The following is a 20,477-nucleotide window of genomic DNA, read 5'->3' as shown; positions in this document are numbered from 1 at the left end:
CTTTTGTTGGTGTGTGGGTGAAGCACCGCGCCCCTGGTCGCCTTGTTGGCTGCCAGGGGCGCGGTGGTTTTCGTGGCGGGCTAGTGGCCGCCGTCTGCTGGGGGCTGGTCGCCGCCGCCGGTGTTGGCGTTGGCCCAGCCGGTTTCGGCTGTTTTCTGGATGTCGAGCATCTGCTTCATGATCTCCTGGCCGCCCTTGACCGGCCACGCCCACATTTCCTTGGCGCTGTCGGAGTCGGCGACCCACTGCTTGAGGATCGAGAAGGCCTGCGGGTGGTTCGCCTTCAGCTGGTTCTCGAGGTACTTGTACTTGGCGTAGGCGTCCGGCTGGTGCTGCTTCAGCCAGTCCTCGTGAGCCTTGGTCCACGGCGTCTTCGGCGGCTGGTTGGCCGGGGGTGCGGCGGCGTCGTCGCCGTGGTGACTGGCGGGCGGGGTGCCATCGTCTCCGTGGTGGCTGCTGCCTGGAGGTGTCCCGTCGTCGCCGTGGTGGCTGCCTTGGGTGCCGCCGTGGCTGCTGTCCGAGGCCGCGTCGTCGCCGTGGTGACTGCCGTGAGTCCCGGCGTCGGAGGCGGCGTCGTCGCCGTGGTGACTGCCGTGAGTCCCGGCGTCGGAGGAGGCGTCGTCGGAGTGGGTCCCCGGCGGGGGAGCGTCGTCCTTGGGTGGGACGGGCGGCGGGGCGTCGTCACCGGCGTGCGAGGCCGGGGGCGGGGTGGCTGCGTCGTCGCCGTGGGTTGCCGGCGGCGGGACGTCGTCCTTCGGGGGCACGGGCGGTCGGGCGTCGTCGCCCGCGTGGCTGCTCGGCGGCGGGGTCGCCGCGTCGTCGCCGCTGTGGCTTGCGGGCGGCGGCGTGGCGGCGTCGTCACCGGCATGGGTCGCCGGCGGGGGAACGTCGTCCTTGGGTGGGACGGGCGGTGGAGCGTCGTCGCCCGCGTGGCTTGCGGGCGGCGGCGTGGCGGCGTCGTCGCCGGCGTGGCTGGCCGGAGGCGGTGTCGCGGTGTCGTCGCCGGCGTGGCTTGCGGGCGGCGGCGTGGCGGTGTCGTCGCCGGCGTGGCTTGCGGGCGGCGGCGTGGCGGCGTCGTCGCCGGCGTGGCTGGCCGGAGGCGGTGTCGCGGTGTCGTCGCCGGCGTGGGTTGCGGGCGGCGGGGCGTCGTCCTTGGGCGGAACCGGAGGCGGCGCGTCGTCGCCGGCGTGGCTGGCCGGAGGCGGCGTGGCGGTGTCGTCGCCGGCGTGGGTTGCCGGGGGCGGGACGTCGTCCTTCGGGGGTACGGGTGGCGGCACGTCGTCGCCGGCGTGCGAAGCGGGCGGGGGAGTGGCCGCATCGTCGGTGTGGGTTGCCGGTGGGGGAACGTCGTCCTTCGGCGGAACCGGAGGCGGCACGTCGTCGCCCGCGTGGCTGGCGGGAGGAGGTGTGGCGGCTTCGTCGCCGGAGTGGGTGCCGCTGCCAGAACCGGAGCCACTGCTGCCGGCGGGCGGTGGGACGTCGTCCTTCGGTGGGACTGGGGGTGGGACGTCGTCGCCGGAGTGGGAGGCCGGGGGTGGGGTCGCGGCGTCGTCGCCGCTGTGGGTCGGGGGCGGAGGTGTGGCGGCGTCGTCGCCGGAGTGGGTGCCCGAGCCAGAACCGCTGCCGGAACCAGAGCCGCTCCCCGAGCCCGAACCGCTGCCACCCGCGGGCGGGGGCACGTCGTCGCCGGCGTGGCTGGCGGGAGGCGGTGTGGCGGCGTCGTCGCCCGAGTGGGTGCCCGAGCCGGAGCCAGAACCGCTGCCAGAACCCGAACCGCTGCCAGAACCCGAACCGCTGCCACCCGGGGGCGGGGGCACGTCCTTCGGCGGCGGAGGTGTGGCGGCGTCGTCGCCGGAGTGGGAGCCCGAGCCAGAACCAGAGCCGCTGCCCGAACCAGAACCAGAGCCGCTGCCCGAACCTGAACCAGAGCCGCTGCCCGAGCCAGAACCAGAGCCGCTGCCCGAGCCCGAACCTGAACCACCCGCGGGCGGAGGCACGTCATCCTTCGGCGGCACCGGCGGGGGAGTGGCCGCATCGTCGCCGCTGTGCGCACCGGAAGAGCCGGCGCCCGAGGAGCCCGCGCCGCCGCCGGAGCCGCCGCGGGCCGGGGTCGGGGTCATGGGGATGTCGTCGCCGGCGTGGGCCGCGCTGCCGCCGGCGGCGCCGCCGGCGCCGGGGCGGGTTTTGAGGCCCTTGACGATGTTGCCGATGCGCGCGGCGGAGCGGGTGGCCTGCGCGACGACCGCGGCGAGCTTCGCGCCGAGGGAGGTGGCGGTGAGCGTCGCCTGCGTGACGCACCAGCCGACGCCCGCGACGATGGACGCGCCGAACGTCGGGATGGCCGCCGCCAGGGCGATGAGCATCGTGGAGATCATGTCGCCGAGGACCGTGGTGATGAGGTCGCGGAACAGACCGCGCACGGCGGCGATGATGGCCATGTTCGTCTGGATCAGGTACGCCACGATGTCGGTGCCGTGGGCCTTGCTGTCCAGGTCGGCGGCGAGCTCCTGCATGCGCTGCCGGAACGTGTCGGCGGCGTTGCCCTGCCAGTCCTTGACGGCACCGTCCAAAGAGGACTTCTGGTCCTCGCCGATCTGCCGGATGGTCTCGGCGATCGTGTGCACTTCCTGGCTCAGCAGCTGGATCTGGTCCGGGTCGCCCATCAGCATGTCGAGCGGCTCGCGCAGGAAGCTCACGTGCTCGATCAGCCAGCCGAGCCCCGCGGAGATCAGGCTGCCCAGCGGGTTGAGCGCGAACTTCACCGTGTCCACGGCCGAAGCCACCACACCGAGCCCGATCGAGACGCCCAGGGCCGCCTTGTCGGAGTCGTCGGCGGTCTTCATGTCTTCGCAGCTCTTGATGAGGAACGAGTACGAGTCGAGGAAACCCGCGCCGGAGAACTTGTTGGAGTCGGTGATCACCACCCCGGCACCGAAGTCGGGCTTGGCGTTCGGGTCGAACGTCGTGGTCAAGTCGGGGTCCCCGCTGTCGTGATGGCCTGCGCGTGGTTGGTTTCCGTGGTGCGGTACTGGTCCGCGGCCGTGCGCGTGTTGTTGGCCTGGTCCGTGATCGCCTTCGCGGCGCCGTTGACCTGGTCGTGCAGCACACCGAGCGCGATGCGCGTCGGGATCCCCAGCACCTGGCCGACGACCACGCCGAACGCGTTGATGTCGCCGCCGTTGACCTCCTGGACGCGGTTGGCCGCGGCCGTCACCTTGCCGCCGCGCTCGTCCAGACCACTCGCGTACGTCGTCAGCACGTCGGGCTCGACGGTGTACCCGTCCATCAGCGCATCTCCCTCGTCACCACGGCTGCATCTCGTCGTCGTCGCCGTCCATACGGCGGCGGTGCGGGCCCGACTGCGGCCTCGGCTGCTGGTCCGGCCGCGGCTGCGGCGGCGCGGGCGGACCCGACTGCGGCGCCGGCGGAACGGGCGGCGGAGGCATCCGCGGCGGCACAGGCGGCGGAGGCGCCTGCGGCGGCATTCCAGGCCGCCCGGGCGGCATCCCCCCGGCCGGCGGCATCCGCGGCGGCACGGGCGGCGGAGTGCGGTCCTCGGCCTCGGGCTCACCGGGCTGACGCGGCGCGTCCTGCGGCTCGTCCTCCTCGGGCTCCGGGGCAGGCAGGAAGGACCGGACCACGTCCATCATCTCGGTGCCGCCGGCCAGCGGCTCGAGCGCGTCGGCGACCTCGCGCGACACCTGCCGCTGGGCCTTGCCGTAGGTCTCCATGATGGCGGCGGTGAGCTGGGCGCCGCCGGACGAACGCAGCGCCCGGTCGTCGATGTGCAGGTTCTTGAGCGCGCCGTTGGGGGTGACGGTGACCGTGACCAGTCCGTCCGACGAACGGGCCTTGCCCTCGGCCTCGGTGAGCTTTTCTTGCAGCGCAACGCTTTTCGCGCGCATCTCGTCCACACGCCGCTGGAAGTCGTCCAGCCACTCCTGCTCGTCCACCAGGAAAAAAATATCGAGATGTCCGGCCTGCCGGGGTGAACCGCAGATGACGGGTCGACGACGAAACGAGGCGGCCCATCCGACGCTCGGGCAGGTCAAGCGGTAAGAATGGGCACGTGCCGGAAGAAGTCGAGGTCAGCGCCGGACGCACCCGCAACAGGTGGGGCGAGGGTGATCGGCTGCGCGGGGAGATCCTCGACGCGGCCAGCCGGCTGCTGTCCGAGCTCGGCGGTGAAGACGGCCTGACGATCCGCGGCGTCGCCCGCGCGGTCGGCATCGCGCCCGCCAGCATCTACCAGCACTTCACGGACCGCTCCGCCCTCGTCGCGGGCTTGCTCGACTACGAGTTCGCGCGGCTGCGCGCCGCGATGGAGGCGGCCGAGGCGAGCGAGGACCCGGACGACGTCGTCGGCCGCGTGCGCGCGCTGATCCACGCGTACTGCCGCTTCGCCATGGACAACCCCGGCCACCACCGGCTGATGATGGCCAACGGCGCCACTCGCGCGACGCCCGACGCGTACCCGCAGGGGCCGTTGCCCGATCTCATCGAACTGCTCACGACCGGCTTCGCGCGCTGCGACGCCGCGGGTTTCTCGCTCAGAGTGCCGCCCGAGCGGGCCGGCGTGATCGCCTTCGTCGGCGCCCACGGCCGCGTCGCGCTGTTCCACAACTCGCCCGCTCGGGGCGGCGCCGACTCCGTCCTGCCGTTCGTCGACGAGCTCGTTTCGCTCGTTTTCGCCTGAGCCACGGGCGTTTTCTCCCGTTTCCACCCGGCTGCTCTCGGCCGTCCCGGTGATCTTGTCCACGAAGGTGGCCAACTCTCCACGAGATTGCCTAACATGTGTTCAGTAAGTATCCGAACAATCGTTTGGTAACTCTCCGTAGGAGGGATTTTCGATGACGGAGGCCCTCTCGTCCTCGTCGCCGGCCGTGTCCGCCGCCCCTGAGCCCGAGTTCCCGATGTCGCGCGGGCGCTGCCCGTTCGACCCGCCGCCCGAGCTCGAACGGCGGCTGCACGACGAGCCGGTGTCCCGCGTCCGGATCTGGGACGGCAGCGAGCCGTGGCTGTTCACGCGCTACGAAGACGTCCGCGCGCTGCTTCGCGACTCGCGCGTCAGCGCCAACACCGACCTGCCGGGTTACCCGCCGCAGTCGCCGGGCGTCGCGGCCCGGCGCAAGCGCGCCAAGGCGTTCATCAGCATGGACGACCCCGACCACGCTTCCCAGCGCCGGATGCTCACCGCCGACTTCATGGTCAAGAAGGTGGAGCGCCTGCGCCCCCGGATCCAGAAGATCGTCGACGAGCTGATCGACGACATGCTGTCCGGCCCGAAGCCCGCGGACCTCGTGCAGGCCTTCGCGCTTCCGTTGCCGTCGCTGGTGATCTGCGAGCTGCTCGGTGTGCCGTATGAAGACCGCGCGCTGTTCCACCGCCTCAGCAAGGTGCTGATCTCGCAGGAGGCCACGCCGCAGCAGTCGCTGGACGCGATCGAGGAACTGCTGGCCTACCTCAGCCGGCTGGTGGAGCAGAAGCTGAAGGACCCGGGCGACGACGTGCTGAGCCGCCTCGCGACCGAGCAGGTGGCCACCGGGGCCATGACGGCCGACGACGTCGCCGCGATGGGCCAGCTCCTGCTCGTGGCCGGCCACGAGACCACGGCCAACATGATCGCGCTCGGCACCGTGGCGCTGCTGGAACACCCGGACCAGCTCGACCTCGTGCGCGACGGTGACGCACCGCTGATCGCCAACGCCGTGGAGGAGCTGCTGCGCTACCTCACGATCGTCCACACGGGACGCCGGCGCGTCGCGTTGGAGGACATGGAGATCGCCGGCCGGCAGATCCGCAAGGGTGACGGCCTCATCGCCGCTTCGGACACCGCGAACCGCGACGCCGACGCCTTCCCCGACCCGGACAAGCTCGACGTCACCCGCAAGGCCCGCCACCACGTGGCGTTCGGCTACGGCGTGCACCAGTGCCTCGGCCAGCCGCTCGCGCGCGTCGAGCTGCAGGTGGTCTACAGCACGCTCTACCGGCGGATCCCGACGCTGAAACTGGCGGCACCGTTGGCGGAGCTGGACTTCAAGCACGACATGCTGGTCTACGGCGTGCACTCGCTGCCCGTGACCTGGTGAAACTCCCGCGAAAGGACTGTTGAGATGAAGGTGGTCATCGACCAGGACCGGTGCGTCGGGGCGGGCCAGTGCGTGCTCGCGGCGCCGGAGGTGTTCGACCAGCGCGAGGACGACGGCATCGTCGTGCTGTTGGACGAGAACCCGCCCGAGGAGCTGCACGACCAGGTCCGGGAGGCGGCGCAGATCTGTCCTGCGCTGTCGATCGAGCTGGCCGGGTAGTTCCCGTCCGTTGTTGGTTGTCCATTGTGGAACCGGTCGGGCGCCACACGGTGGTGTGACGCCCGACCGGGGAATGTCGTGGTCGGCGCGGTGCTGGCTAGGGTGACTCGTCCTGGTTGCCGGGGAAGGGAAACCCGTCGTGTCGTTCCGCCGTCTCGTGTCCGTGCTGATCGCCGCGCCGGCCCTCCTCGGGGCGGTCGCCGTGCCCGCCTCGGCGTCCATCGCGCCGATCCCGCCGTCGCCGCTGCGGTGCGCGGCGGTCGGTGACGTCGTGGCCAAGCTGGATTCCCGCGTCGAGGCCATCGTCGCCGAGATGGGCGCCAACCCGAACGCGACGGCGAACCCGGTGGCGACGGCATTCAACGACGCCACCGCCGGCCTGCCTGCCGCACCCGCCACGGGCTGCACGACCGACTCGGCCGCGGCCGACACCGTCGTGCACTCGGTCTTCACGTACGTGCGCGCCGTGAACCGCTTCTCGCCCACGCTCACGCCGACGATCAGCCTCGTCGTGGACCCGAGCGTGAGCAACTTCGTGTACGCCGTGCAGACCGCTTCGCCGGGCACCTACACCGACACGTCGAACGCCATCACGCCGGAGATGCGCGGTGAGCTGCTGCAGGGCAAGTACGTGCTGACGGTCACCGCGCTCGGCTTCTGACCCTTTATACTGTAAGGAGTCGCCTTCACAGGGGGTTCCTTCGTGGTCGTCTTCGCCGGGCAAGGGGACGCCCGCCGCTCGATGGAGCTCCTGTGGCGCAAGGACGTCGCACCCCGCGGCGGCGGGCCCGGCCCCAAGCCCGGGCTGAGCGTGGACGCCATCGTCGCGGCGGCCGTGGAGATCGCCGACGCCTCGGGCATGGCCGCGCTGTCCATGCGCGCGGTCGGCGAGCGACTCGGCCGCACGGCGATGGCGCTGTACACCTACGTGCCGGGCAAGTCCGAGCTCATCGACCTCATGTACGACCACACGCTCACCGAGCTGCGCGACGACTACGACCTGTCCGGCGGCTGGCGCCCCGCGATCGTCGCCCTGGCGCGCGAGCTCTGGGACTTCCACCTGCGGCATCCGTGGCTGCTGCAGGTTTCGTATGCCCGGCCGGTGCTGGGGCCGGGGGAGTTCCGGATGCAGCAGCTGGTGCTGCGGGTCCTCTTCGCGACCGGCCTGCCCGCGGCCCGGGTGCGGTGGATCGTGGGCGCGTTGCTGAACACGGTCCGTGGCTCGGTCCAGATCGCCGCCGAGTCCCGCCAGGCCTCGCGCGAGACGGGACTGTCCGAAGAGGACTGGTGGTCCGCACGGGCGGCGGTGCTGGGGGAGCTGGTGCCGGACTTGGTTTCGCGGTACCCGCTGGTGGGGCAGCTGGGTTCGGAGCAGCCGCCGGTTCCGTCGGATGAGCCTTACCTCGAACGGGAGGCCCGGCTGAGCCTGGAGTCGGGTTTGGATCTCCTGCTGGACGGCATCGAGGCGGCCATCGCCCGCGAGCGCTGATTCAGGGCTTGCGCGTTTTCGGTGCTGCGCCGGGTAAGGGCACTGACCGTCACGAATCCCCGGGTGGCGGGCCGCTCGATTTCGGGCGGCGGCGTGCCGGGGCAGGCGGCACCGGCTTCGCCGCGACGACGTCGGACAGGGGCACCACCACGAGGCCCCGCTTGGTTTCCACGGTGCACGAGGAAGAATCGCGGTCTCGCAACTCGCCGAGGGCGTCGGTGAAGCCGCCCTCGACGCGGTAGCGGACGACGACGCGGGTGCCCAGCGGCAGGTCCAGCAGGATCACAGGCGCGCCGAGAGTTCGGTGTCCGAGGGTTCCACCAGGTGGGTGCCGTCGGCGAAGACGATGGTGGGGATGCGGCGCGCGCCGTCCTGAAGCGAGCGCACCAGGGCCTCGGCGGCGGGGTCCGCCTCGACGTCCACGTAGTCGTACGCCACGCCGCGGGAGTCGAGCAGCGCGCGGCTGCGCTTGACGTCCGGGCACCAGCTCGCGCCGTACACGATCATGAAGCCACCTCCGAAACCTCGACCGGCGTAGCCGCAGCGGGCTCACCGTGGCCCAGGAACGTCAGCCAGTCCTTGAAAACGTGGTGCACCGCCTCCGCCCCGACGGGTTCGCCGGGCGCCGGGAACGAGCGTGGGTGCAGGATGAAGCCGCGCTGCTGCGGGCCGCCGAGGGCGCCGTGGGAGCCGACGTGCCGTTCGAACGGCGACGACTGGTCCGACTCCGGGTCGTAGCGGCTGTTGATCATGATGTCCGCGCAGTGCGGGAACGTGTCGACGCGCTTCACCAGCTCGTCGGCGTACGGGCCGTAGTCCGCCAGTGGGTCCTCGCCGATGACAACGCCCGTTGCCAGGCGCTTCAGGCCGTCGCGGCCGAGGACGACGGGGCCGAACTCCGAGCTGTGCACCAGCATGAACCCGACGCCGTCGTGGTCGACCAGCGTCGGCAGCAGGTCCGGGTACTCGCGCTCGATCGTCTCCAGGTTCACGCGGCCCTCGTGCTCGGTGAAGGACACCATCGCCAGGTGCCCGGACACCACGCAGACCACGCCGGGCGCCACGCGCGTGACCTCGCCGGGCGAGCCGCTCGTGGTGCGCGGCCGGTTCTCGGCGCACTCGGCGTCCTCGACGCGCGAGCGCAGCCGGCGCGCGATCAGGCCGCCGGTGTTCGTCGCCTCGGCGAGCGCCGCGTTGACCTGCCAGCTCTCGGCCTGCCGGCGCTTGCCGTGCTCGGCCACGGGTGCGCCGCCGCACAGGCGTCCGACCAGGGCTTCCATCGTCTCGCCGAAGCGGTCGACGAAGGCCTGGCCCTGGGTCTGACCGTGGTCCGACAGCCCGACGATGTGGTAGCGCCGCGGCGCGATGCGACTCGTGCGCAGCAGGCGCGCGAACTGCTGGTCGATCGAGCGCAGCACCTCCAGCGTGTCGAACCGCTCGATGCCGGAGTGGTGCGCGACCTCGTCGTAGCCGAGGAAGTCCGCGTACACCACCGGCCGGCCCGCCAGCATGTCGCCGATGATCGCGGAGACGACCACGTCGCGCGCGATCACCGTGGTGCCCGGGCGCGCGAGCGGGTAGAAGCCGCCGCGCGGGATCCGCGGAACCACGCCGGCGCGACGCTGCTTGGCGGCCGCGGACAGCTCGCGGAACACGTCGATGAGGGCCACCCCGAACGTCCGCAGCACGTTGACGGGGTTCGCGAAGTACGCGCGGTAGCCGGCGCCGACGGAGTCGTGGCGCGGGCCGCGGACCTTGCGCGGCACCAGGACCGGGATGGAGCTCATCGTGAGGCTCACGTGCTCGGCGTCACCGGAGAACAGGTTGCCGTGGCTGGCGCCGTCGCCCGCGAGCAGGCCCTGCCCGTTGGTGTGGCGGCGCTCGATCTCGGCCGCGTCGCTCGGGTGCGCGCACGCCATCACGTGGTCGCGGTCCTTCTCGTACCAGCGGAACCCGAGGATGTCGTGGTTGGAGCCGTGCAGAATTCCGCACACGCTGGCGCCGGTCTGCGAGCTCCAGTCGGTGTGCCAGCGCGTGAGTGAATGCGTGCCCTCGGACAGCCACGCGGCGAACGTCGGCATGTCCCCGTCCCGCACGGCGCGGCGCACAGTGTCGTAGCCCAGCCCGTCGATCTGCAGGAACACGACGCCGGGCGGCTCCTCGGCGAGGTCCTCACCGGGCGCGTGCTTGCGCCGGCGGCGGGCGGCCCGGCGGAAGAAGATCTCGTCCTCGTCGACGGCGAGCGCGCTCGAGATCAGCGCGCCGACGGCCGACATCACCACCGTGATGATCACCGCCGTCCCGAACCCGGACAGCTCGACGCCCGGCACGGCCTGCAGGATCGCCAACGTCGCCGCGCCCAGCAGCAGGTACGTGCCCACGCCGAGCGTGAAGTACGCGATCGGCCACGCGACCCGCACGACCCACGGCCACACCACGGACGTGAGCAGCCCGAGGATCAGCGCGCACACGGTGGGCTGCCACCACGACTGCATGCTGAACCCGTCGAGCCACATGTCGAGCAGCCGCAACGCGCCCGTCACCGCGGCCCACACCAGCACCACGCGGGCGACGACCCGGCCGCCGCCCAGCAGGCGCCCCTTCGACGGAGCGGGTGTCGTCACTGATGTCCTCCAGTCCGTTCGGCCGCCCTCGCGCGCAGCTTGCTGATCACCGTCAACAACACGGTCACCAGCAGCACGAGCACCGTGGCCAGCAGCGTCGCGATCAACGGCGAATCGAAGATGCCGCCGCTCACGATGCCGAGCAGAGAATAGGCAACGGCCCACAACACGCAGGCCACGAGCCCCGCCGGCAGCAGCTTGCGCCACGGGTATCCCAGCGTCCCGGCGGCCAGCAACACCGGGATGCGCCCGGCCGGCACCAGCCTCCCGATCACCACCAGCTGCCAGCCCCGGCGCGCGAACTGCTCCCGGCCCTTCGCCAGCCGCTCGGCCTGCTGGCGCTTCTCCACCCAGCGCAGCAGGGGCTCGCTCCCGAGCCGGGGCACGGCGAACGTCAACACGTCCCCGAGGTACGCACCCGCGATCGCCAGCACGATGACCAGCGGGAGCGACAGGTGATCCGTCGTCGTCGCGACGGCCGCCGCCGCCCCCACGAGCGCTCCCGTCGGCACGATCGGGATGACCGACCCCAGCAGCACCCCGCCGAACAGCGCCGGGTAGCCGATCGCCGACGGGTCCGACCAGTTCACGCCCGTTCCTCGGGGGCGGGCAAGGTCACTTCGGCACCGGGCCGCATGATCAGGACGTCCGTCGGCAAGCCCGCTTCCACCACGTGCTCGGCGAAGATTTCCGGCGGTTCCACGAGGAGCTTCTTCATCTGCTTCGTCAGGTGGATCCCGGGGACGGCCAACGTCCCCCAGTGGACTGGAACGACCGCCGCGGCTTTGAGTAGTCCGGCGGCGACGGCGGCCCGCTCGGGCGTGAGGTGCCCGGGGCCGAGGTTGGGGCCCCAGCCCCACACGGGGAGGAGAGCGACGTCTACGGGGCCGAGCTGCTTCATGCCTTCGAAGAGGTCCGTGTCCCCGGCTGAGTAGACCCTGGTGCCGTCGGCTTCGAGGAGGTGGCCGAGCGCCGGGCTCTGCGGTCCGTGAGTGAGCCGCGGTCCCCAGCGGTGGCCGGAGTGGACGGCCTCCGTCGCGGTGATGCGGAGGTCGCCGTCCTGGACGGCTTCTCCGGGGGCGATTTCTTCGACGTTGCGGACGCCGTGTTTCTCGAGCCACGCGCCCGCACCCCTCGGGACGACGATCCGGGCCTCGCTGAGCAACCGGAGCGAGGGGAGATGCAGGTGGTCGCCGTGCAGGTGAGAGATGAGGACGGTGTCCACTTCCGCCCAGGCCGACGAATCGGGCAGCGGCACCACTCGCGTCAACGGCCCGACACGTTTGGTGAGCACCGGGTCCGTCAGCACCACCCGTCCACCGAGCTCCACTCGCGTCGTCGCGTGGCCGAGGAAGTGCAGGTTCAAGCCTCTCACGCTTCGAGTATCACCTGATGAGGGCGAAAACGCCCGGAGGAGTGGTGGGTTGCACCCTGATCGGGTTGATCTCTGCCTGGGTGGGGTCCTCGCCGCAGCTCGGCCACCACACAGCTCGCCGGGCTCACCGGCTCAACCACCTACCCAACGGCCACCTCAACACCGTTACGCAGCTCAACCACCCACCACGCGCATCGGCAAAACCGCCAATCATCTACGCAATGGTCACCTTTCCACCGTCACGCGGCTCAGCCACCCACAACACGCATCGGCGAACCGGCCAACCATCTACCCAATGGTCACCGATCGGCAGACACGATTCCCAACCCAACCATCTGACAAAGCCGCCGGTATCCCCGGCTAACCTTCCCCCGGCCGGCCCCCGGCGAAGCACTTTCTTCTACGGGACTTGCTTTGTGTCAAGGTACTCTTTCCAGCCTTGACACAAAGCAAGTCCCGTAGAACCATTGAGCGCAGCGGGGGCTAGCCATGCTCATGTCTTTTAATCTTTTGTCTTTCTCTTTAAAGATCAAAAGATTGGTTGCGATTAACTCCCCGAAGTTCAATTGTCACGACGGCTCGGGGTAGCTTGTCAAGGCGGGAAAGAGTACCTTGACAAGCTACCCCGAGCCGTGTTGGTTCACCTTCGTCGGGGGCCGGCCGGGGAAGGGTCGGGGGGGGTTGGTTGAGAGGGTCTTGGGTTGGGTAGACCCGCTGTCTCCCGTGTGGGTGGGTTTGGGTGGCCGACAGTGGGTGGTTGAGTGGTAGGTGGTTGGTCTTGGTGGGTTATCTGGCGGCGGGGAGGATGGAAGAGATGCGCAGTGCGCCCGTGCCCAGTCCTGTCGGGCCTGTCGAGAAGGTTGGGGTGGCAGGGGCGGCTTCTGCTGGAATGCCTGGGCGGCGGCGGATTTCCTCCTCTGTGTACCTGGCGCAGCCCTCGTGCCAGTTCAAGATGCCTGCCATCCAGTCCTTCAGTTCGTCCGTGTAGGCCGTCAGTGCGGCGCGGACGTCGTCGTCGAGGGAGAAGTCCGAGAACAAGCCCGGTAATCCCACGTTGACGGCGTGTTCGAATTCCTTCATGCGGGCCGTCATCAGCTCGTTGACGATTTCGAATGCCGTCTGCTCATCCACGTCGAGGAAGTTGCGGACCACCAGTACTGAGTTGTGAAGCTCGCCCTCGTACTGAATTTCCTTCTTGTACGAGAAGACATCATTAAGCAGGCAGGCATAATCCATGGCGGAGTGCTCGATGGCCTGGATCGTCCGAGTCCGGTAGATCTCCGGCGGAACCAGCCGGCCGTGAGAGATCCGGGACAGGCTCATGGTCAGGTCCGAGCCGAAGGTCTTCCGGCGCATCTCGACGTAGTCAATCGGATCGGGAATGCGGTTCTCGGCCTGGTTTGCCAGTTCCCAAAGCCAGCTTTCGCACATGTCGACCACCGACTTGCGGAACGCGCGGCGGGACTCCGGGCTCATCGGGCCCGCTGTCCGCAGCCATAGGTCGGCGAGGCCGGTCTCCAGCGGGCTCTCCGGAGTGGGCATGGGTTCGTCCGCAAGCGGCATGAAGAGTTTGAAGCGCTCCGTCGCCGCCTTTGCGCCGCCGAGGTTCCGGGGAGCGCCGAAGACCACGGGGTAGTAGTCGTCGCCATAAGTGCCCCAGGCCAGCCAGGCGCTGGTGAGGTCGAGTTGCTCGGGGGAGGCGTCCGGGTGGATGCCGGCGGAGCACAGGGGGAGGTCCATGGCGCGCATCTTGTGGTCGTCCCAGACGACGCCGTCGAGGAAGCCCATGGAGGTGCACCAGGTGGCGAGGTGGTCGCGGGCGGTGGCGAGGTGGGGGCTGAGGCGGAGCTCGAACGGCAGGTAGATCTCGGGCCGGACGTAGGGGCCGACGGTCTCGTGGGGCTGGTGGGAGAAGGAGCGCAGGCGCTGGGGAGCGGTCGCCACCAGGGAAGAGAAGATGCGGGCGGCCGAGGTGCCCAGGCCGGTGGGGCCGCCCAGCAACTCGGGGCCGCCGCGGGAGTCGAGGGCGCCTTCGTTCATGTAGCGGCTGGAGCGCAGGTGCCATTCGTGGCCGCCGGACTGCCAGTCCTGGAGGCCCTTGACGTAGGCGAAGGTCTCGGCGCGGCCGGACGGATCGACGGCGTGCTCGTCGAAGAGAGCCGGGACCTCGGTGAGGGCGGTGTGTTCGAACTGGTGCAGCCGGGAAGTCAGGAGGTCGTTGACGGCGTCGGCGGCTTCCTGGGTGGTGCAGCCGAGGAACTTCTCGAACACCAGCACGCCGTTGGAGAGCTCGCCTTCGTCTTCGACCTCGCGCTGGTACGAGAACAGGTCGTTGCGGAGGTGGACGGCGTCGGCGAAGCAGTCGCGCAGGACTTCCATGGGGCGGGAAGCGGCGATGGCGTCGGGGACCTCCGCGTGCACCGAGTGCTCGATGAGGTTCGCGGACCAGGGCGCGCCGCCGACCTTGCGGCGCATTTCGATGTACTCGATGGGGTTGGAGACGCGGCCCTCGTTGATGTTGGCCAGTTCCCACAACGACTCGTCCAGCAGGTTGCGCGTGCTTTCGACGAAGCGGCGGCGCCAGCCTTCCGAGCGGTGGGGCACGGTGCGGTTCCACAGGTCCTCGAGGCCGCGCTCGACGGGGTTCTCCGCGGTCGCCGTGATGGCGCCCGTGACCGGCATGAACAGGGCGATCCGGTCGAGGTACGCGCGGGCGCTGTCGATGTCGCCGGTGCGCTTGAACAGCTCCAGGAAGTGGTCGTCGAAGTAGAAGACCCACACGTACCAGTCGGTGATGAGGTCGAGCTCCGTGGCGCCGGCGTCCGGGTGGGTGTAGGCGCAGAGCAGCGCGTAGTCGTGGGAGTCGAAGTCGTGCTCGTCCCAGATCACGGTGCCGTGCTGGGGGACGTCGATCATGTCCATCGTGTACGCCCACGCCTTGCTGTGCTCCCGCGCACCGTCCAGGTGCGGGTTCAGCCGGGCCGGGTAGGGCATGTAGAACTCGGGCAGAGCGAACGGCTGCACAGCGCGGTCCTGGCCTTCCCAGTGGTGGTCACCGACCCAGAGAATCAACCAAACGCGCCCGGCGCCCCGGAAGGTCCGCACGGGCGTTCCACCCGATCGCCCGCACCGTGTCGCCCGGGCGGCCCAGCCCGGATCACCTGTGGGTCGTTTCCCGCGCCGCGGCGTCATTCTTCGGTGAAGATCACGGGGACATCCGGAAGTACGGCAGGCTGTCCGGCGTTCACCTGAATGCCTGGACTTTGAGGAGCGACGAATGAGCGACGAGACCCGCGTGGTCCGCAACGACGAGAAGCACCGCTACGAGGTGTACGCGGACGGCCAGCTGGCCGGCTTCACGCAGTACCTCGTGCGCGGCGACCAGACGGTGTTCACCCACACCGAGATCGACAAGGCCTTCGGCGGCCGCGGCCTCGGCACCACGCTGGCCACGTACGCGCTCGACGACGTCGTGGCCAACGGTGGCGTGATCGTGCCGGTTTGCCCGTTCATCGCGGCGTTCCTGCGCAAGCACACCGGCTACGAAGAGCACGTCCAGTGGCCGGAAGGCACTTCCGCCGCGAGGTGAGTCCTTTGTGGACTCAGCCGAGCCGCTCGGCGAGGATGCCCGCGCGGGCGAGTTGCACCGCGCGGGCCCGTGAAGCGGCGAAACGAAGCAGGCCCGGCGGCGCGTGCAGCCGCAGCGTGTCGGTGACGCGCGTGCCGCCGCCGTCGGGCTCGAGGTCGAACCGGTAACCCATCCGCACGCCGCCGGGCGACACCACGTCGCCGTGCACCGCCGTCGAACCGGTGGTGCGGAGCGTGACGACGATCGGGTTGTCGTGCCGCAGGAAACCGAAGAAACGGAACCGCTCCACCGCGGTGTACCGCGTCAGCCCGTCTTCCCTCGCGACATCGCGCACCTGGACCACCAGCGGCGACAAACCGACGTAGTTCGCCGGCTCCGCGAGGTGGGCGACGACGTCCGCGGGCGGTGCGGCCACGGTGAACGCGTGGCTCAGCTCGGTGTCGGGCACGCGCCGACCTTAACCGGAAGCCCCGCTCCGCGATTGGCTCGTGGCACCCGGCGGGTAACCCATCCCAGTGAACGGTGCGGTCGCACGGCTGTTCGGCCTAGCGCACCTGCGCCGAACGGGTGCGGACGGTCCGATTTGCCCGGATGAATTGGTTATTAACCAACCTTCGTCGGTGGTGCGTTGGTTGCCTGGCAACAAAAGTGTGGGGAGTCCCACCGTGGTCGCGCGAGCCGTTCGCGCAGGATCCGTCCAGCTCAACTGGAGGAAGATTCGATGACTTCCCGGAAAACGTTCGTCGCCGGTTTCACCGTGTTCTCGGCGGCGGCGCTCACCGCCGGCCTTTGCGTGAACGCCGCTTCGGCCAGCCCGCTCGCCTTCGCGCAGATGCAGGCCCAGGCCATCACCCAGGCGACGCAGGTCGTCGACAGCCTCGGACTGTCGGGTGGTGGCATCTACCTCGACAACGGCAAGGCCATCGTCAACGTCACCGACGCGGCCGCCCAGCAGAAGGCCGAGGCCGCCGGCTTCGCCACGAAGCTGGTGAAGCACAGCTTCGCCGCGCTGACCAACGCGAAGAACTCGCTCGACGCCGTGAAGAACGTGCCGCAGACCGCGTGGGGCATCGACACCAAGAACAATCAGGTCGTCGTGAAGATCTACGACGCCGCCTCGAAGGCCACGGTCGACAAGGTCACCGCGGCCGCCGCGAAGCTGGGCGACTCCGCCCGCATCGAGCACCGCGCCGGCAAGCTGTCGACCTACATCGCCGACGGCGACTCGATCAACAACGGCCAGTTCACCTGCTCGCTGGGCTTCAACGTCACCCGGGGCGGCGAGCCGATGATGCTCACCGCGGGCCACTGCACCAACGAGGGCGGCACCTGGTCGGGCGGCGACGTCTCCGGCGCCCGCGTGGTGGAGAGCGACTGCCCCGGTGCGGACTCCGGTCTGCTGACCCGCCCGAACGGCTCGGGTGACGGCGCCATCAACACCGGCCAGACCATCAGCAGTGCCGGCACGCCGACCGTCGGCGAGCAGATCCAGAAGCAGGGCCAGACCACCGGCGGCGGCAGCGGCGAGGTCACCTCGGTCGACGAGTCCGTGAACTTCGACGTGGGCGTGCTCAACCACGAGTTCGGCACCACCGCGCACACCGACCACGGTGACTCGGGCGGCCCGGCGTACGACGGCTCGAAGGGCCTCGGCACGCTGTCCGGCGGCGACACCGTGACCAGCTACTTCTACCCGCTCACCCTCGAGCTGCAGTCCTACGGGCTCGAGCTCGCCTGACCCCTGCGCCACGGAAGGCCCCTCCACTCATCAGGTGGAGGGGCCTTCTTCGTGCGTACGCTGATCGTCATGGAGCCGAATTCGAGCCTGGCCAGGCGGTTCTGGGTCGCGCTGGAGCCGCTGCACGCCGTCGTCTACTTCGCGCCCGAGCCCGCTGCGGCGGCGAAGGAAGTGGGCCTGCGCGGCTGGTGGATGGGCTATTTCGCGGGCCGCGCGGCGCCGCTGGGCCCGATCGGACCGGGACCGGTCACGTCGATGTTCTACGGCTTCGCACCGGGGATGGTCGCGCGCGCCCTGCCCGACGCGTGGACGTTCGCGAAGCCGGAAGACGTGCTGCAGAGCCGGATTCTCGCCGTGGAAGCCGCTTTGACGCGGTTGCTGCCGCCGGACGCCGAACTCACCGAGCTGGCCGAGCTGCTCGAACGCGCCGTCGCCGGCTGCCGGTTCGACGGCCGTCCGCTCGCCGCCGCGTGGGCGTCGGCCGAACGCCCCGACCGGCCGCCGGCCCGCCTCTGGCTCGCCACCTGCGCCCTGCGGGAACACCGCGGCGACGGCCACGTGCTCGCCGGCGTCTCCGCCGGGCTGTCCGGCCTCGACGCGAGCCTCACCCACATCGCCGCCGGCGCCACGACCCGAGAGCTCGTCCAACGCGCCCGCGGCTGGACCGACGAGGAGTGGGACGACTCGACGGCGCGCCTGCTCTCCCGTGGCCTGCTCGACTCCGCGGGCCGGCTCACGGCGAGCGGCGCCGCCGTCCGCCGCGACGTCGAGGAGATGACCGACCGCCTGGCCACCGACCCGCTCGACGCCCTCGGCCCGGACGCCGTGGACCGCGTGCTGGAGCTGGCCGAACCCCTCAGCCGCGCGGTCGTCGACGCGGGTGGCCTGCCGATCCCGAACCCCATGGGCGCGGTCCGGCCGTAAGACACGGAAAACCCGCGGCTCGGTTCTCGAGTCGCGGGCAGTGCGGTGTCCGCCGGCGGTCTCGCCTGATCGCGCCGTCGAGGTGACGACCTGGTCATGTCGATTGTTTCCTGCCTCGACGAAGCGGGTCTGCCGACCGATCTGGTCAAGCAGACGCCCGGCGCGAAAACGCCGACCACGGCAGTGCTCGTCACCCAGAGTGGTGATGGCAGTTACGTGGACTGGATGAACGAAACGCAGGTCGGACTGTCCACAGCGGATCTGCACAGCCGCGCGAGCCGCGAGGCCCTGGCGAGCGTCGTCGCTCTGCTGGTGACCTTTGAGCCTGCCGTCGAGGTCGTGAAGTGGTCGTTGGCCACTGCGGGACCCAGCAACCGATGACATGCCCGGTTCTCGCGAAAGATTCTCGGCAGCGCTGATACACCAGCTATTGAACATGGGTCGCGACTTCACGGTCGGCGGGCGCGTTCAGCGCGTAAGTGCTCGATGGCCACCGTTACCTCGAAGCCGAAGAACGACACGGCCACGCGATCCTCACCGCTGGTAGTTTCGCCTGAGTGAAGGCTGCGTTCGTCGGGAAGCCCGGCCCGGTCGAGGAGATCCGCTTCGGCGAGCTCCCCGATCCTGTGCCGGCGCTCGGGGAGGTGCTCGTCGACGTCGTCGCGGGCAGTGTGAACCCCGTGGACACGTTCGTGCGCAACGGGATGTGGCCGGTGCCCGGGCCGTGGCCGCTCGTGCTGGGGCGCGATTTCGTCGGTCGCGTCGTGGATTCGGCGAACGGCTTCGCGGCCGGGGAAACGGTGTGGGGTAACAGCCTCGGGCACGGGGGCCGGCAGGGTGCGGTGGCCGAGCGCGTGGCCGTGGCGGCGGATCGGCTGTACCGCCTGCCCGCCGGGGTGGATCCGTTCGACGCCGTCGCCGTGGTGCACCCGGCGGCCACGGCGTACCTGGCGTTGTTCACGCACGGCGGGTTGCGCGCGGGGCAGACCGTGCTGGTCGTCGGGGGTGGTGGCAACGTCGGGACCGCGTTGATCGAGCTCGCCGCGGCGGCGGGTGCGCGCGTGGTGGCCACCGCGTCAGCGGCGGATCTGGACCACTGCGTGACCCGCGGGGCCGACGTGGCGCTGGACTACCGCAGGACCGACCTGCCCGACGGCATCGACCTCTACGTGGACACCTCCGGCACCAACGACCTCGAAACCGCCGTGGCGCACCTGGCTTTCCGCGGCCGGATCGTGCTGCTCGCGGGGCCGCGCAGCCGCCCGGTGCTGCCCGCCGGTGAGCTGTATCTGAACGACCAGTCCGTGGTCGGGTTCGTCATCTCCCGCGCGAGCGCCGCCGAGCTGGCCGACGCGGCGGCGGCGCTGAACGAGCGGTTTGCCGCCGGTGGCCTGCGGCCGCGCGCCGTGGAGCGGGTGCCGTTCGCCGAAGCCGCCGATGCGCACGGCCGGATGGAGCGTGGTGAGCTGCACGGGCGCCGGATCGTGCTCGTCGTCCGAAATGACGGAGATCCTGTCGATTCCTGAGCACCTCGTTCGACGCACGGGTGGAAGCGGAAACCCGACGAACGGAGAGCCCATGCTGCTCGAAGGCAAGAACGCAGTGGTCTACGGCGGTGGCGGAGCGATCGGCGGCGCCATCGCGCGCGCGTTCGCGGAGGAGGGCGCACGCGTCTTCCTGGCCGGCCGCACGCGCGCGAAGCTCGAGAAGGTGGCCGACGAGATCCGCGCGACGGGCGGGCGCGCCGACGTCGAGGAGCTCGACGCCCTGGACGGGCAGGCCGTCGACAAGCACGCCGACGCCGTGGTCGCCGCGGCAGGCAGCCTCGACATCTCGGTCAACGTCATCACCCACGGCGACGTGCAGGGCACCCCGTTGCTGGAGATGTCCTTGGCCGACTACGAACAGCCCGTGGTCACCGCCGTGCGCACCACGTTTCTCACCATGCGCGCGGCCGGCCGCCACATGAAGCGCCAGGGCGGCGGCGTCGTGCTCGTTTTCGGCGGCGACGGGGACCCGGTGCGCACGCACCCGGTCGGCGGTCTGCAGGTGGCGTTCGCCGCGCTCGAGGCGATGCGCCGCCAGCTCGCCGCTGAGCTGGGCGGCTACGGCGTCCGCACCGTCACTCTGAGGTCCGGCGGCGTGCCCGAATCGCTGCCCGCGGATTTCGCGCACGCCGACCTGGTCACGGACGAGATCGCGAAGACCACGATGCTCGGCCGGCCCGCGACGCTCGCGGACGTCGGCGCGGTCGCCGCGTTCGTGGCCTCCGATCGCGCCCGCACCATGACCGCCGCGACGGCCAACATCAGCTGCGGCGCGCTGGTGGACTAGCTGTGATGTCCAGGGAGGTTGGTCAGCCGGGTGATCGGTGGGTGGCCTCCGACGGCGCTGTGGGGTCGGTGGTGATTGTAGAAGTGGAGCCAGGCT

Annotated in this window: 21 protein-coding genes; 11 read left to right on the top strand and 10 right to left on the bottom strand. The window is 70.4% G+C overall.

Annotation, left to right across the window (positions count from 1 at the left end; translation table 11 throughout):
• Positions 1 to 80: 80 nt before the first annotated feature.
• Genes AB0878_RS34370 through AB0878_RS34360 form a run of 3 tightly spaced genes read right to left on the bottom strand, consistent with a single transcriptional unit; the run spans position 81 to position 3,953 of the window.
• Positions 81 to 2,972, bottom strand: a complete 2,892-nt coding sequence (locus tag AB0878_RS34370) for a hypothetical protein (RefSeq protein ID WP_366584394.1) — start codon at positions 2,970 to 2,972, stop codon at positions 81 to 83.
• Positions 2,969 to 3,286: a type VII secretion target gene (locus AB0878_RS34365; protein ID WP_366584392.1), complete on the bottom strand. Its 318-nt coding sequence runs from the start codon at positions 3,284 to 3,286 to the stop codon at positions 2,969 to 2,971. The genes AB0878_RS34370 and AB0878_RS34365 overlap by 4 nt, the downstream gene beginning before the upstream one ends.
• A 16-nt stretch (positions 3,287 to 3,302) precedes the next feature.
• Positions 3,303 to 3,953, bottom strand: coding sequence for a YbaB/EbfC family nucleoid-associated protein (locus tag AB0878_RS34360; protein ID WP_366584390.1), 651 nt, complete (start codon positions 3,951 to 3,953; stop codon positions 3,303 to 3,305).
• 116 nt (positions 3,954 to 4,069) lie between these two features.
• On the opposite strand from AB0878_RS34360, the gene AB0878_RS34355 reads away from it, so the two are divergent.
• The 5 genes from AB0878_RS34355 to AB0878_RS34335 all read left to right on the top strand — a co-directional run bounded on the left by AB0878_RS34355 (position 4,070) and on the right by AB0878_RS34335 (position 7,797).
• Positions 4,070 to 4,696 carry a TetR/AcrR family transcriptional regulator gene (locus AB0878_RS34355; protein ID WP_366584388.1) on the top strand — a complete coding sequence of 209 codons (627 nt, stop codon included), beginning with the start codon at positions 4,070 to 4,072 and terminating at the stop codon, positions 4,694 to 4,696.
• 154 nt (positions 4,697 to 4,850) lie between these two features.
• Positions 4,851 to 6,089, top strand: coding sequence for a cytochrome P450 (locus AB0878_RS34350; protein WP_366584386.1), 1,239 nt, complete (start codon positions 4,851 to 4,853; stop codon positions 6,087 to 6,089).
• A gap of 24 nt (positions 6,090 to 6,113) precedes the next feature.
• Entirely contained in the window at positions 6,114 to 6,308 is a 195-nt protein-coding gene (locus AB0878_RS34345) for a ferredoxin (protein ID WP_366584384.1), read from the top strand.
• 139 nt (positions 6,309 to 6,447) lie between these two features.
• Entirely contained in the window at positions 6,448 to 6,969 is a 522-nt protein-coding gene (locus AB0878_RS34340) for a hypothetical protein (protein WP_366584382.1), read from the top strand.
• 42 nt (positions 6,970 to 7,011) lie between these two features.
• Positions 7,012 to 7,797, top strand: a complete 786-nt coding sequence (locus AB0878_RS34335; protein WP_366584380.1) for a TetR/AcrR family transcriptional regulator C-terminal domain-containing protein — start codon at positions 7,012 to 7,014, stop codon at positions 7,795 to 7,797.
• Positions 7,798 to 7,846: 49 nt separating this feature from the next.
• Here AB0878_RS34335 and AB0878_RS34330 read toward each other — a convergent pair whose 3' ends face one another.
• From AB0878_RS34330 to AB0878_RS34305, 6 genes are all read right to left on the bottom strand, one after another.
• Positions 7,847 to 8,083, bottom strand: a complete 237-nt coding sequence (locus AB0878_RS34330; protein ID WP_366584378.1) for a ferrous iron transport protein A — start codon at positions 8,081 to 8,083, stop codon at positions 7,847 to 7,849.
• A complete protein-coding gene (locus AB0878_RS34325) occupies positions 8,080 to 8,304 on the bottom strand; it encodes a glutaredoxin domain-containing protein (RefSeq protein WP_366584376.1) in 225 nt (74 codons plus the stop codon). Before AB0878_RS34325 ends, AB0878_RS34330 begins: the two co-directional genes overlap by 4 nt.
• Positions 8,301 to 10,421 carry a phage holin family protein gene (locus AB0878_RS34320; protein ID WP_366584374.1) on the bottom strand — a complete coding sequence of 707 codons (2,121 nt, stop codon included), beginning with the start codon at positions 10,419 to 10,421 and terminating at the stop codon, positions 8,301 to 8,303. The genes AB0878_RS34325 and AB0878_RS34320 overlap by 4 nt, the downstream gene beginning before the upstream one ends.
• On the bottom strand, positions 10,418 to 11,011 hold the full coding sequence (locus tag AB0878_RS34315; RefSeq protein WP_366584372.1) for a VTT domain-containing protein: 594 nt from the start codon (positions 11,009 to 11,011) through the stop codon (positions 10,418 to 10,420). Before AB0878_RS34315 ends, AB0878_RS34320 begins: the two co-directional genes overlap by 4 nt.
• Positions 11,008 to 11,796, bottom strand: coding sequence for an MBL fold metallo-hydrolase (locus AB0878_RS34310; RefSeq protein ID WP_366584370.1), 789 nt, complete (start codon positions 11,794 to 11,796; stop codon positions 11,008 to 11,010). The genes AB0878_RS34315 and AB0878_RS34310 overlap by 4 nt, the downstream gene beginning before the upstream one ends.
• A gap of 786 nt (positions 11,797 to 12,582) precedes the next feature.
• Positions 12,583 to 14,820 carry a germacradienol/geosmin synthase gene (locus AB0878_RS34305; RefSeq protein WP_366584368.1) on the bottom strand — a complete coding sequence of 746 codons (2,238 nt, stop codon included), beginning with the start codon at positions 14,818 to 14,820 and terminating at the stop codon, positions 12,583 to 12,585.
• 253 nt (positions 14,821 to 15,073) lie between these two features.
• On the opposite strand from AB0878_RS34305, the gene AB0878_RS34300 reads away from it, so the two are divergent.
• Positions 15,074 to 15,385 carry a GNAT family N-acetyltransferase gene (locus tag AB0878_RS34300; protein WP_366584366.1) on the top strand — a complete coding sequence of 104 codons (312 nt, stop codon included), beginning with the start codon at positions 15,074 to 15,076 and terminating at the stop codon, positions 15,383 to 15,385.
• A gap of 13 nt (positions 15,386 to 15,398) precedes the next feature.
• Here the strand turns inward: AB0878_RS34300 and AB0878_RS34295 are convergent, their stop codons facing one another.
• Positions 15,399 to 15,833, bottom strand: a complete 435-nt coding sequence (locus AB0878_RS34295; protein ID WP_366584364.1) for an SRPBCC family protein — start codon at positions 15,831 to 15,833, stop codon at positions 15,399 to 15,401.
• A 273-nt stretch (positions 15,834 to 16,106) separates the two neighbouring features.
• Here AB0878_RS34295 and AB0878_RS34290 point away from each other — a divergent pair, with 273 nt between their 5' ends.
• The 5 genes from AB0878_RS34290 to AB0878_RS34270 all read left to right on the top strand — a co-directional run bounded on the left by AB0878_RS34290 (position 16,107) and on the right by AB0878_RS34270 (position 20,381).
• Positions 16,107 to 17,123 (top strand): S1 family peptidase, encoded by a 1,017-nt coding sequence (locus tag AB0878_RS34290; protein WP_364058096.1) that lies wholly within the window; start codon positions 16,107 to 16,109, stop codon positions 17,121 to 17,123.
• A 69-nt stretch (positions 17,124 to 17,192) separates the two neighbouring features.
• Entirely contained in the window at positions 17,193 to 18,047 is an 855-nt protein-coding gene (locus tag AB0878_RS34285; protein WP_366584362.1) for a hypothetical protein, read from the top strand.
• A 96-nt stretch (positions 18,048 to 18,143) separates the two neighbouring features.
• Positions 18,144 to 18,428, top strand: a complete 285-nt coding sequence (locus tag AB0878_RS34280; protein ID WP_366584360.1) for a hypothetical protein — start codon at positions 18,144 to 18,146, stop codon at positions 18,426 to 18,428.
• A gap of 176 nt (positions 18,429 to 18,604) precedes the next feature.
• A complete protein-coding gene (locus tag AB0878_RS34275; protein ID WP_366584358.1) occupies positions 18,605 to 19,573 on the top strand; it encodes a zinc-binding dehydrogenase in 969 nt (322 codons plus the stop codon).
• 52 nt (positions 19,574 to 19,625) lie between these two features.
• Positions 19,626 to 20,381, top strand: coding sequence for an SDR family oxidoreductase (locus AB0878_RS34270; RefSeq protein ID WP_366584357.1), 756 nt, complete (start codon positions 19,626 to 19,628; stop codon positions 20,379 to 20,381).
• Positions 20,382 to 20,477: the final 96 nt, after the last annotated feature.

Origin of the sequence: Amycolatopsis sp. NPDC047767 (genome assembly GCF_040704195.1) — a bacterium.
Classification (GTDB): Bacteria; Actinomycetota; Actinomycetes; order Mycobacteriales; family Pseudonocardiaceae; genus Amycolatopsis.
This window is presented reverse-complemented; position numbering and strand designations above follow the sequence as displayed.